Genomic DNA, 12,940 nt, shown 5'->3' with positions numbered 1-12,940 from the left:
TTGCAGGCCGGCCTCACCTGAATCTCAGCATACCTCAGAAATCGCTGGTCAGGCCCTTGACCTCCCAGTCGCCGTAGCGGCCGGGCTCCTTGCCGCCGCGGCCGCCGACTTCCTTCGGCACCGCCGCTTCTTTGCGGCGGTAGTCCTCGCGCCGGGCCGCGGCCTCTTCAAGCGCGCGACGGGCGGCGGGCGTCAGCGTCTTCAGCCGCGCCTCGTCGTCCCTGGGAGGTGTTTTACTGGTCTCATCGTTCATGCGATATTCCGGCGGATTGAAACAGGCCGATTGAAACGGGTACCGGCGTTTCCCATCATATAGCGATGAGCCCACGAGGATCGACCCCCTTACGTCACGACTTGGACGGGAGCAGACGATGAACACACTTCGCACCGCCATGCTTCTTGCCGCGATGACCGCGCTGTTCATGGGCGTCGGCTTCCTGATCGGCGGTACGGGCGGCATGATGATCGCCTTCCTGATCGCCGCCGCCACCAATCTGTTCAGCTACTGGAACGCCGACAAGATGGTGCTGTCGATGAACCGCGCCGTCGAGGTCGACGAGAAGAACGCGCCCGAATATTACGCCATCGTGCAGGCACTGGCCAAGCAGGCAGGCCTGCCGATGCCCAGGACGTACCTGATCGACAATCCGCAGCCCAACGCCTTCGCCACCGGCCGCAACCCGCAGAACGCGGCTGTCGCCGCTTCCACCGGCCTTTTGCAACGGCTGACGCATGAGGAAGTGGCCGCGGTGATGGCGCACGAGCTCGCCCACGTCCAGCATCGCGACACCTTGACCATGACGATCGTCGCCACCTTGGCCGGCGCCATCTCGATGCTTGGCAATTTCGCCTTCTTCCTCGGCGGCAACCGCGACAACAACAGCCCGTTCGGCTTTGTCGGCGTGCTGGCGACGATGATCGTGGCGCCCTTTGCCGCGATGATCGTGCAGATGGCGGTCAGCCGCACCCGCGAATACGAAGCCGACCGGCGCGGCGCCGAAATCTGTGGACACCCGCTATGGCTGGCCTCGGCGCTTGACAAGATCGCCCGCGGCGCCGAACGCATACCCAACCCGGATGCCGAGCGCAATCCGGCGATGGCTCATCTCTTCATCATCAACCCTCTTTCCGGCGAGCGCATGGACAGTCTGTTCTCCACCCATCCGAGCACCGAGAATCGCATCGCCGCGCTGCAAGCGATGGCGCAGCGTATGGACGGGGGTGCATCACGGTCCCCGCAGCACCAGGCGCCAGTGCCGCCGCAGGCCGACGGGCCGCAATCGGCAGGACCGTGGGGCAAGCCGACCGCGCCGGAACCGCCGGCAGAGCCCAAATCCAATCCATGGGGTCGCAATCCGACCGGGCCCAAGGGCCCGTGGTCGTGAGTGTGGCGGGCAGGGCACCTCGACGCACAGGTGGTCAGGAACACAACAAGGACGGCGAGTTTGTTGCCGGCCTTGCCGCCCGCAAGGCGGCTGCGCGGCTGCTGGCCGCCGTCATCGATGCCAGGACGCCGCTCGACGGCCTGACCGACCATGAAAACGGCCATCCGCAATACAAGGCGCTAGACCTGCGCGATCGCGGTCTCGTGCGTGCCATTCTGGTCACCGCGCTGCGCTACCGCATGACCATATCAGGGCTGCTGGCGCGCCGTTTGGAAAAACCGCTGCCGGCCAATGCCACCGCGCTGTCGCATATATTGCATGTGGCGGCCGCGCAGATCCTGTTCCTCGACATTCCCGACAGCGCCGCGGTCGACCTCGCCGTCACCCTTGCCAAGTCCGATCCGCGCACATTGCGCTTTGCCGGCTTGGTCAACGGTGTGCTGCGCACGCTCGCGCGGATCAAGGAAGCTGAACTTCCAGAGGCCCTTGCTACCACCGACGAAGCGCCGAAATGGTTTTCCGACCGTTTGAAGGCCGCCTATGGCGTGGACGAGGCCAGACGGATACTCGCCGCCCACCGCCAGGAGGCCCCGGTCGATTTCTCGGTCAAGGCCGATCCGGAGCACTGGGCCGAAAGGCTCGGCGGCATTGTCCTGCCGACCGGCACAATTCGGGTGGAGAAGCTTGCCGGCCCGGTCACCGAACTGCCTGGCTTCGCCGAAGGCGCCTGGTGGGTCCAGGATGCCGCAGCCGGCCTGCCTGCCCGGCTGCTCGGTGATGTCGGCGGGCTTCGCGTCGCCGATCTCTGCGCCGCGCCCGGCGGCAAGACCGCCCAATTGATCGTGGCCGGCGCACGCGTCACCGCGGTCGACACCTCGAAGAACCGGCTGATGCGGCTGGCGCAGAATCTCGAACGTCTCCACCTGTCGGCGGACGTCGTTCAGGCCGACCTCCTCCAGTACGAGCCGGGCGATCTGTTCGACGCCGTCCTCCTCGACGCGCCCTGCTCCTCGACCGGCACGGTGCGGCGGCATCCCGACGTGCCGTGGACCAAGACGATGGCTGATGTCGAGAAGCTCGCCGAGCTCCAGCGCCGGCTGCTCGCGCGCGCCATCGCCCTGGTCAAGCCGGGCGGCAGGATCGTCTTTTCGAACTGTTCGCTCGACCCACTCGAAGGCGAGGAGCTTTACCGTGCCTTCCTCGCCGCGACGCCTGGCATCGTTGCCGACCCGCTTCGCGCCGGCGAGATCGTCGGCATCGACCCCTTCCTGACGCAGGAAGGCACGCTGCGCACCACACCTGCCGACCTCGATCTCGGCTCGCCGCAACGTTCCGGTCTCGATGGCTTTTTCGCCGCGCGCATGCGTCGCGCCGGCTAAGGCAATTCCACGAAAGCTGCGTGACGATATCCGTCCGGAATTGCGTGGAACAAGGATCTGGAGCCGAGTATGGATGCCCACCGGGCGCTGAACCGCTTCAGGGCTTAAGTATAGGACGTTGCTGACCTTTTTCGGGAGCATCCGCGGCCACGCCAGGCGCAGCGTCACCGCTCGCGGGATTTCGCCTTCGCATGAATCGTTGAATCAGATAAGCTTGCCGTTGGGATAGAGGACGATCAGGAGGGGTTTTGGCACTTGCTGCCGGCAACACGACGCGTCTGTGGGCGCTTGTCGCGAAGGAGTTTTGGCGCAAAACGCGCCGGCGCCTGCGTGCCGGACCGGTCTATCGCTGGCGCTATTCCGGCCGCACGCCCGAACGGGTGCTGATCGCGCCGCCGGACCTGCGGCTGGCCGACCCGCAGATCGCGCTCGAGATCTACTATGGCCGTTATCCCCTGTCGGGACATATGGTCGAGACCGGCGGCAAGTCGCCTTTCCAGATCAGCGTTCCCAACTACGGCTGGCAGAAGACGCTGCATGGCTTTCGCTGGCTGCGACACATGCGCGCCGCCGGCACCGAGCTTGCCGCCGCCAATGCGCGTGCGCTGGTGTCCGACTGGATCGCCACGCATGGAAACAACATTTCCGGCATCGCCTGGGAGCCCGGCACGGCCGCCAAGCGCATCATCGCCTGGCTGCAGCATTCCTCGATCGTGCTGCAAGGCGCTGAATTCCCGTTCTACCGCGCCTTCCTGAAATCGCTGGCCGTCCAGATCCGCTACCTCAGGTCGATGGCGCGCGAAATGCCTGACGGCAAGGACAGGCTGCGCGCCCGCATCGCCCTCGCCTTCGCCGCCCTGTCGCTGCCGGCGCCCGCATCGGCGCTGCGCGGCGCCACCCGCAACCTCGCCGAGGAACTCGACCGCCAGATCCTTCCCGATGGCGGCCACATCTCGCGCAACCCGATGGCGGTGCTGGAAATCCTCGCCGACCTTTTGCCGCTGCGGCAGACCTACGCCAACCAGGCGGAAGCGCCGCCACAGGCCCTGATCGGCGCCATCGACAGGATGCTGCCGGCCCTGCGCTTCTTTCGACACCAGGACGGCAGCCTCGCCCGCTTCAACGGCATGGGCGCCACCATCCATGATCGCATCGCCAGCATCCTGCGCCACGACGACACCGCCGGCTCGCCGCTGCTGCATGCACCGCATTCGGGCTATGAGCGGCTGTCCATGGGTGGCGTCACCGTCATCGCCGACACCGGCCTGCCGCCGCCCGTCCACGTCTCCAATGCCGCCCATGCCAGCTGCCTTGCATTCGAGCTGTCCTCGGGCCGCCAGCATTACATCGTCAATGCCGGCATCGACACCTATGGCGCCGCCGAATTCCGGCCCCTGGCCCGAGCCACTGCCGCGCATTCGACCGCCACCATCAACGACACCTCGTCGGCGCGGTTCAGCCATTCGCTGCGCATCAACGATCTTCTGGGGTCGCCTTTGATCGGCGGCCCGCAGCATGTGCAGTGCAAGCGTATCGATCAGAAGGGCGTTCAAGGCTTCATCGCCCGCCATGACGGCTATATCCAGCGCTTCGGTTTCCTGCACGAGCGCGAGTTGAAGCTGTCCTCGAACGGCAATGTGTTGACCGGCAGGGACCGCTTCCAGCGTCCTGGAGGTGCGGCGATCCGCAACAATGGCCGCGATTTCGTCACCGTGCGCTTCCACGTCCATCCCGACATCAACCTTTTGCAGGACGAGCATGACCGCCTGGTGCTGACCGCCGAGCAGGTCGACAGCTGGGTGTTCACCTGCACCGAGATGGTGCCGGCGGTCGAGGAATCAATCTACTTCGCCGGTCTCGGCGGCCCGCGCCGCAGCCGGCAGATCGTGCTTGCCTTCCAGCCGTCCGACATCGCCGAGGTCCATTGGCAGCTCACCCGCACCTCTATCGCCGGCTATCCCGAAAACAACTGACCGTGCCGGCGCTGACCGAGCTTGCGCCTTGATTTCCTGATCTCATATGATACGGCGCGGGCCTGCCCCTCCAGCCGTGAAAGCACGCCCATGGCCGTCGCCGCCAAGAACATTCCCGCTCCCGACCTCGTTCCCGTGCGTCGTGCGCTGCTCTCCGTCTTCGACAAAACCGGCCTCATCGATCTCGCCAGGGCGCTCGCCGCTTCCGGCGTCGAGTTGGTGTCGACCGGCGGCACGGCAAAAGCGATCGCCGATGCGGGACTGGCGGTTCGCGACGTCTCCGAGCTCACCGGCTTTCCCGAGATCATGGATGGCCGCGTCAAGACCCTGCACCCGTCGGTGCATGGCGCCCTGCTCGGCGTGCGCGACGATCCCGATCACGCCGCGGCGATGCACAAATATGGCATCGAGCCGATCGACCTGGTCGTCTCCAATCTCTATCCGTTCGAGGAAGTCCGCCGCTCCGGCGCCGACTACGCGGCGATCGTCGAGAACATCGACATTGGCGGCCCGGCGATGATCCGCGCCTCGGCCAAGAACCACGCCTATGTCGCCATCGTCACCGATCCCGGCGACTATGCCTCGTTGCTCAACGCGCTGGAGATGAATATCGGCTCGCTGTCGCTGGATTTCCGCAAGAAGCTAGCGGCCAAGGCTTTTGCCCGCACCGCCAGCTACGACGCGGCAATCTCGGGCTGGTTCGCCGAGGCGCTGGAGATCGAGCACCCGACCTGGCGCGCCTTCGGCGGCAGGCTGGAGACTGTGATGCGCTATGGCGAGAACCCGCACCAGGGCGCCGGCTTCTATGTCAATGGCGACAGGCGGCCGGGCGTAGCCACCGCGCGCCAGCTTCAGGGCAAGCAGCTTTCCTACAACAACATCAACGATACCGACGCCGCCTTCGAGCTGGCCGGCGAGTTCGACCCGGCGCGCTCGGCCGCCGTCGCCATCATCAAGCATGCCAACCCGTGCGGCGTCGCCGAGGGTTCGACGCTGAAGGCCGCCTACGCCAGGGCGCTGGCCTGCGATCCAGTCTCGGCCTTTGGCGGCATTGTCGCTGTGAATCGCGTCCTCGACGCCGAGGCGGCCGAAGAGATCGTGAAGACCTTCACCGAAGTCATTATCGCGCCAGGCGCCACCGACGAGGCGGCAGCGATCGTGGCCGCGAAGAAGAACCTGCGCCTGCTGGTCGCCGGCGGCCTGCCGGATCCGCGCGCGATCGGCACAACCGTCAAATCCGTCGCCGGCGGCCTGCTGGTGCAGGGCAGGGACAATGCCGTCGTCGACGACCTCGAACTGAAGGTGGTGACGAAACGGGCGCCGACGCCGGCCGAACTGGCCGACCTGAAATTCGCCTTCCGCGTCGCCAAGCACGTCAAGTCGAACGCCATCGTCTACGCAAAGGACGGCGCCACGGTAGGCATCGGCGCCGGCCAGATGAGCCGCGTCGATTCCTCGCGCATCGCCGCCCGCAAGGCGCTCGACGCCGCGGAAGCGGCAGGCCGGACAGAGCCGCTGACCAAAGGCTCGGTCGTCGCCTCCGATGCCTTCTTCCCCTTCGCCGACGGCCTGCTGTCGGCCATCGAGGCCGGCGCCACCGCCGTCATCCAGCCCGGCGGCTCGATGCGCGACGACGATGTGGTTGCCGCCGCCGACGAGCATGGCATCGCCATGGTGTTCACGGGCGTGAGACACTTCAGGCATTGAGCGCTTCTTGCTTCCAGCGAAGTGAGGCGTTGGCGTTCCCTGGAACACCCCTCATCCGACCTCGCTTCGCGAGGCCACCTTCTCCCACAAGGGGAGAAGGAAGAAGCGCTACTCCACAGGCTGATCCGCCGGATACGGCGTCCTGAGTAGGATCGCCATGCCTATGGCAAGGAACAGGATGATCACCGCCATGCCGAGCCGCGCCGAATCGCTCACCGCCGTGATGGTCGCCACCAGGAACGGCGCCAGGAAACTGGTCGCGCGCCCGGCCAGCGCATAGATGCCGAAATAGCGGCCGGATTCCGACGCCGTGACGCTGCGCGCCATATAGGACCGCGATGAGGCCTGTACCGGGCCGAAGGCGAGCCCGATCAGCAATCCGTAGAGGATGTAGGCCTTTTCAGCCGCGGTGCCGAACAAGCCCCCGGAATCGGTGGTCGAGAGCTGGATAAGCCCGAGCAGCGTGAAGCCGGGGCCGGTCGAGACGACGCCGATGGTGGCGACCGACAGCATGACCAGAGAAATCATCACCACCGCCTTGGAGCCGAGGGCGGTGTCGAGCCGCGCGGCAATCCAGCAGCCGAAGATGGCGACGACGTTGAGGATGATGCCGAACATGCCGATCTCGGTGATCGACCAGTGGAACATGCCGGCCGCAAACGTGCCGCCGAGCGCCAGCAGCGCATTGACGCCGTCTTGATAGATCATGCGGGCGACGAGAAAGCGGAAGATGCCGCCGCGCCTGCGCACCTCGGCCAGGGTCGACTTCAGCTCCGACAGGCCTTCGCGCACCGCAGGCCCGATCGGGATGCCCTTGATGGCGTCCGGCGTGAAGAGGAACATCGGCAGGATGAACAGGAAATACCAGCCGGCCGACAGCGGCCCGGTGGCGCGGGCATCCTCGCCGAGCTTCGGGTCCAGCCCGAACAGCGGGTCGAGGCCGATGATGGTCTTGCCGGTCTCCTGCGATCCGGCCAGGAACAGCACGACGAAGATCAGCGCGATCATGCCGCCGAGATAGCCAAGCCCCCAGGCCATGTTGGAGATGCGGCCGATCTCGCTCTTCGGCACCAGGCGCGGCATCATGGAATCGTTGAAGACGGTGGAGAATTCAGCCGCCACCGACGCCAGCGAGAACAATGCCACGATCAGGAACAGGTTCGAGCCGGGCGCGGCGAGCCAGAGCAGGGCCAGGCTGGCGATCTTGACCGCGCCAAAGAAGGCGATCCACGGCTTGCGCGGCCCGGTCTGGTCGGCGATCGAGCCGAGGATCGGCGACAGCACGGCGATGACCAGCCCGGCCGCGGCGATGCCGTAGCCCCAGACGGCCTGGCCGGTGGTCGGATCGCTGGCCATGCGCGAAACGAAATAGGGGCCGAAGATGAAGGTGGTGACGACCGTGAAGAAGGGCTGCGCCGCCCAGTCGAACAACATCCACCCCCAGATGCCGCGCCCGGACGCCCGCTGCACTGCTACTTCGGCCATGTCCCCTCCGGTCGCCTTCGTTCGTTGGGCGGTTCACCCCATGTCTGCATGTTTTCCGCTGGTCATGCAAACGGACACGCGTCAAAGGGTCCGAGTGGGGTCTGGCGCTACCCTCCACCCCGCTGCTTCGCAGCCACCCTCCCCACCAGGGGGGAGGATGAGGCCACGATGGCTCACATCCCCGTCAGATCGCTCATCAGGCCCGATGCCACCGACAGCCGCGACACGGTGATGTCGCCGCCCTCGGTCAGCGCCTGCAGCCGTTCGCGGGTGCGGCCGATCCTTTCCCCGCCGGCCTCCAGCCACGCCGCCACCGGGTCGGCTGCCCCGGCGTGGTTCGCGAGTGCCGCCACCGCGATGCCGCGCCGCGCCGTCCCGATCGTATCGGTGGCGCGCGACAGGGCGAGCTGGTCGTAATAGTCCGCTGGTGTGATCGAGCGCGCCGCCTCCTCGACCCGCGGGATACGGAAGGCGTCGCTGACCGCGAAGAAGGCCTTCGCCGCGGCGACGATGTCGGCACCTGCCGTCCGCGCCGCCAGCGCGATATCGGGGATCAGCTCCGCCACATCGGCCAGCGCCAGCTGCGCTGCCAGCCTGTCCGGCGTCCCGGCCTTGAACAGTCCATGCCGTTTTTCTTCGATCCGTTCGCGCGAATAATCGGGAAGCAGCGAAACGAGTTTCGGCTCCAGCGCCTTGCGTGCTTCCTGCAATTCGGCAATGCGCTGCGCAAGCGGCGCCGTGCCGGCGTCGTTCTTCAGGTACCAGCCGCTGGTCACGTAGATCAGCCGGCTGACTGCCTGGTAGAGGTCGAGCTGCATCTGGCCGTCGACCTGATTGTCGAGCGCGTCGATCTCGCGATAGAGCGCCGGCAAGGCAAAGCCGTCGCGCACCACGGCAAAGGTGCGCACCACGTCGGCGGCGGTGCGCCCCGTCGCTTCCCGCAACCGGTTGACGAAGGATGGACCGCCCCGGTTGACCAGCTCATTGGCCACGACGCGGGCGATGATCTCGCGGCGCAGGCGATGGCCGTGGATCTCGGCGGCATATTTCTTCGCCATCCGATCGGGGAAATAACCCATCAGGTCGCGGTCGAAATGCGGCTCGTCAGGCACGTCGCTCGCGACGATGTCGGAAAACAGCACGATCTTGGCATAGGCGAGCAGCACGCCGAGCTCGGCCCTGGTCAGCGGCTCGCCGCGCGCCTCGCGCTCGGCAAGGGCCGCCGGCGAAGGCAGCGTCTCGACCGCGCGGTCGAGCAGGCCGCGTGCTTCCAGCGCCGACATGAAGCGGGCCTGGTGTGCGATGTCGGCGAGGCCGCGCTTGCGGGCGATCGAGAGCGCCAGCGTCTGCTGGTAGTTGTTGGACAGGACCAGCTCGCCGACCTCACCGGTCATCTCGGCGAGAAGCTTGTCGCGCGCAGGCCGGGTCAACGACCCTTTGCGCATGGCGGACGCCAGCGCGATCTTGATATTGACCTCGACGTCGGAACAGTTGACCCCGCCCGAATTGTCGATGGCGTCGGAATTGCAACGCCCGCCATTCATGCCGAATTCGATGCGCGCGCGCTGCGTCACGCCGAGATTGGCGCCCTCGCCGATCACCTTGGCGCGCACCTCGAGCGCGGTGATGCGGACGGCGTCGTTGGCGCGATCCCCGACCTCGGCATTGGTCTCGGTCGAGGCCCGCAAATACGTGCCGATGCCGCCGAACCACAAGAGGTCGACGGGCGCCTTGAGGATGGCGCTCATGATCTCGACCGGCGTGGCGGTCGTCTTGTTAAGGCCGATCGCAGCAGCAGCAGCGGCCGGCAAGGTGATCGATTTCTGGCTGCGCGAGACGATGACGCCGCCCTCGGACAGCTTGCTCTTGTCGTAGTCCTGCCAGCTCGAACGGGGAAGAGCGAACATGCGCTGGCGCTCGGTCATCGACGCCGCCATGTCGGGATCGGGATCGATGAAGATGTCGCGATGGTCGAAGGCGGCGATCAGCCTAGTCTTAGGCGACAACAGCATGCCGTTGCCGAACACGTCGCCCGACATGTCGCCCACCCCCACGACGGAGAAGGGTGTGGTCTGGATGTCGCGGTTCATCTCGCGGAAATGCCGCTTGACCGCCTCCCACGCGCCCTTGGCGGTGATGCCCATCTTCTTGTGGTCATAACCGGCCGAACCGCCGCTGGCGAAGGCATCGTCAAGCCAGAAGCCATGGCTTTCGCTGATGGCGTTGGCGGTGTCGGAGAAAGTTGCCGTGCCCTTGTCGGCGGCAACGACGAAATAGGGATCGTCCTGGTCGCGCCTGACAACGCCGGCCGGCGGGATGACGCCGTCGAGGCCGATATTGTCGGTGATCGACAAAAGGCTGGAGACGAAGTTCTTGTAGGCCGAGGTGCCAGCTTCGAAGATGGTGTCGCGGCCGGCGCTCATCGGTAGCTTCTTCGGATAGAATCCGCCCTTGGCCCCGACCGGCACGATGACCGCGTTCTTGACCTGCTGTGCCTTGACCAGGCCGAGCACCTCGGTGCGGTAATCCTGGGCGCGGTCCGACCAGCGCAGGCCGCCGCGCGCCACCGGACCGAAGCGCAGATGCACGCCCTCGACCTCCGAGCCGTAGACGAAGATTTCCCGCCATGGCCGCGGCTCGGGCAATCCGTCGACCGAGCGCGAATCGAGTTTGATCGCCAGCGACTGGCCCTTGGCTTTCGTATCGGCAACGAAATGATTGGTGCGCAGCGAGGCTTCGATGAGATTGAGGTAGCGGCGGATGATGGCGTCGTCATCGATGTTGGGAACGTCTTCCAGCGCGTCCCTGATCTTGGCCTTGAGATGCTTTGCCGCCACCACGCCCTCCGTCTCGGCGGTCGGCCCGAGCCGGGCGATGAACAGCGCGTGCAGGCCGCGCGCGATCTCGGGATAGCGGTTGAGGGCGGCGGCGATGAAATCCTGGCTCTGCGGGATTCCGGCCTGCTGCAAATAGCGGCCATAGGCGCGCAGGATGGTGATTTCGCCCGACCACAGTCCAGCGGTCTGGGCAAGGCCGTTATAGCCGTCATTGTCGACGTCGCCGCGCCACACCGACAGGAACGCGTCCTCGAAGAGCGCGCCGCCATTGCTGAGATCGATCGGCTTCCCGTAGCTGTTCTCCAACTCCATGTCGTGGATGAAGACCGTGCCGGGCTGATCCCTATTGATCATGCCGGGCTGATCACTATTGCCGGCCTGGTCGTCGCGGACCTCGAAGGTGCGCTCGCTGATGACGCGGAAGCCGATGTTTTCCAGCACCGGAACGCGCCGCGACAGCGCCACCGGGCTGCCATGGTGATAGATTTTCAGGGCCGCCTGGTGCGGCTTCTGCTCGGCATGGCGATAGTAATCGATGGCGATCGGATTGCTGGGGCTGATCTTGGCGATACGCCCGGCATCGACCAGCGCCACCCCTGCGCTGAAGGAGTCCCGGTAGCTTTCCGGAAATCGTGCCGCGATCCTCTTCAGCGCCGGGTCGCTGCCGCTGGTTTCCGCCGCCTCGGAAAGGGCGTCCTCCCAGGTGCGCACGATGTCGCGGATCGCCGCCTCGATCGTTGCCTGTTCGACCTTCGGCGTCTTGCCGCCGGAGCGGCCGATGATGAAATGCACGCGCGCCAGCCCGCCTTCCGGGAAGGCCGGGTAGTAGGCCGACAGCCGGCCTTCGAACACCGTCTTGAGGTAGGTGCCGACCTTCTCGCGCACGACGCTGTCGTAACGGTCGCGCGGCACGAAGACGAGGATGGAGACGAAGCGGTCGAACTGGTCGGCGCGCACCAGTGCCCGCACGCGCGGCCGCTCTATGAGGCCCAGAATGGCCGCGGCATGCTTCCTCAGGATCGGCACCGGCACCTGGAAAAGCTCGTCGCGCGGATAGCTCTCCAGCACGTTGATCAGCGCCTTGCCGGAGTGGTCGTGCCGGTCGAAACCGGATTTTGCTATGACGGTTTCGGCCTTCGACCTGAGATAGGGGATCTTCATCACCGAGCGCGTGTAGGCGGTCGATGTGAACAGGCCGACAATGCGCAGTTCGCCCGCCAGCGCGCCCTTGGCGGTGTAGGTCTTGATGCCGATATAGTCGAGATAGATGCGCCGGTGCACGGAAGACTTGGCATTGGCCTTGGTGACGATCAGCGGCTCCGGCCCATGCAGGAAGGCTCGGATCTCCGGCGTTGTCGTCACCGCTTCGGTGCCGCGCCGCAGCACCAGCACGTCCAGATCGGACAATATGCCCAGGCCGGGCTTGTCGGCACGCTCCAGCGTGCCGCTTTCCTCGCCGCCGACATATGTGAATTCGCGCATGCCGAGGAAAGTGAAATTGTCGTCGCGCAGCCACTCCAGGAAGGCGATCGCCTCGGCCACGCTCTTCTTGTCCAGCGGCACCGCCGAATAGCGGAATTCCGAAATCGCCTGGTCGAGGCGGGCCAACATCGGCTTCCAGTCGCTGACGGCGGAATGGACCTGGCCGAGTATCTTGCGCAGCCGCTCGGCCAAGCCGTTCGCCTGCTCCGGGGTCAGCCGGGGAATATGGACGTGAATGACGCTCAGCCGGTCGTGGCTGCCGTCGTCCCTGGCGAAATTGCCGTCGCCGAGAATTTCCTCGACGCCGTCCTTGCCATGGCGCACGGTGATGACGGGGTGGGTGACCAGGGTCGGCTCGCCGGCACTCTCGGTGATCTCGCCGAGTATGGAATCGAACAGGAAAGGCATATTGTCGTTGACGACGGTGACGATCGTGACGGGTCGGCCCTCGCGAACGACACCGGAGTCGGTATCGACGGCGACGGCGCACGCGCCCTTCTTGTGACCGGCGACGGCGCGGCCGGCGAGATCCGCGGCGCGTTCTAGGTCCGCCACCTCATAGGCGGCAATGTCTTCCGCCGGCGCGCGGGCGAGCAGGTAGTCGGCGAGCCTGGCTGGCCTTTCCTGCGTCTTCGGCATCGCCGTGGCTTTCTTCTTCGACCTGCTCGCCGATTTCACGCTGGCCATGACGC

At 65.9% G+C, this 12,940-nt stretch carries 7 protein-coding genes; 4 read left to right on the top strand and 3 right to left on the bottom strand.

What is annotated here, in order from left to right:
* Nucleotides 1-34: 34 nt before the first annotated feature.
* The gene (locus tag FJ964_RS13035) at nt 35-253 is read right to left on the bottom strand and encodes a DUF1674 domain-containing protein (RefSeq protein ID WP_140550758.1); all 219 of its coding nucleotides are present in this window, start codon (nt 251-253) and stop codon (nt 35-37) included.
* 118 nt (nt 254-371) lie between these two features.
* On the opposite strand from FJ964_RS13035, the gene htpX reads away from it, so the two are divergent.
* The 4 genes from htpX to purH all read left to right on the top strand — a co-directional run bounded on the left by htpX (nt 372) and on the right by purH (nt 6,444).
* The gene (gene htpX / locus FJ964_RS13030; protein WP_140550757.1) at nt 372-1,385 is read left to right on the top strand and encodes a zinc metalloprotease HtpX; all 1,014 of its coding nucleotides are present in this window, start codon (nt 372-374) and stop codon (nt 1,383-1,385) included.
* Nucleotides 1,382-2,764 carry an RsmB/NOP family class I SAM-dependent RNA methyltransferase gene (locus tag FJ964_RS13025; RefSeq protein WP_224713200.1) on the top strand — a complete coding sequence of 461 codons (1,383 nt, stop codon included), beginning with the start codon at nt 1,382-1,384 and terminating at the stop codon, nt 2,762-2,764. Before htpX ends, FJ964_RS13025 begins: the two co-directional genes overlap by 4 nt.
* Before the next feature lie 248 nt (nt 2,765-3,012).
* Entirely contained in the window at nt 3,013-4,737 is a 1,725-nt protein-coding gene (locus FJ964_RS13020) for a heparinase II/III family protein (protein WP_140550755.1), read from the top strand.
* Nucleotides 4,738-4,827: 90 nt separating this feature from the next.
* Nucleotides 4,828-6,444, top strand: a complete 1,617-nt coding sequence (gene purH, locus FJ964_RS13015; protein WP_140550754.1) for a bifunctional phosphoribosylaminoimidazolecarboxamide formyltransferase/IMP cyclohydrolase — start codon at nt 4,828-4,830, stop codon at nt 6,442-6,444.
* A gap of 108 nt (nt 6,445-6,552) precedes the next feature.
* On the opposite strand, the gene FJ964_RS13010 is transcribed toward purH, so the two are convergent.
* Both FJ964_RS13010 and FJ964_RS13005 read right to left on the bottom strand, forming a co-directional pair.
* Nucleotides 6,553-7,929, bottom strand: coding sequence for an MFS transporter (locus FJ964_RS13010; RefSeq protein ID WP_140550753.1), 1,377 nt, complete (start codon nt 7,927-7,929; stop codon nt 6,553-6,555).
* Between the two features lie 173 nt (nt 7,930-8,102).
* Nucleotides 8,103-12,935: an NAD-glutamate dehydrogenase gene (locus tag FJ964_RS13005; RefSeq protein WP_140550752.1), complete on the bottom strand. Its 4,833-nt coding sequence runs from the start codon at nt 12,933-12,935 to the stop codon at nt 8,103-8,105.
* Between the last annotated feature and the right edge of the window lie 5 nt (nt 12,936-12,940).

It is taken from the genome of Mesorhizobium sp. B2-3-2 (assembly GCF_006442295.1).
Classification (GTDB): domain Bacteria; phylum Pseudomonadota; class Alphaproteobacteria; order Rhizobiales; family Rhizobiaceae; genus Mesorhizobium.
This window is presented reverse-complemented; position numbering and strand designations above follow the sequence as displayed.

Bases quoted from the DNA above. Each gene is read 5' to 3' on its own strand.
- FJ964_RS13035 (WP_140550758.1), bottom strand. From the start codon at position 253: ATGAACGATGAGACCAGTAAAACACCTCCCAGGGACGACGAGGCGCGG.
- htpX (WP_140550757.1), top strand. From the start codon at position 372: ATGAACACACTTCGCACCGCCATGCTTCTTGCCGCGATGACCGCGCTG.
- purH (WP_140550754.1), top strand. From the start codon at position 4,828: ATGGCCGTCGCCGCCAAGAACATTCCCGCTCCCGACCTCGTTCCCGTG.
- FJ964_RS13010 (WP_140550753.1), bottom strand. From the start codon at position 7,929: ATGGCCGAAGTAGCAGTGCAGCGGGCGTCCGGGCGCGGCATCTGGGGG.
- FJ964_RS13005 (WP_140550752.1), bottom strand. From the start codon at position 12,935: ATGGCCAGCGTGAAATCGGCGAGCAGGTCGAAGAAGAAAGCCACGGCG.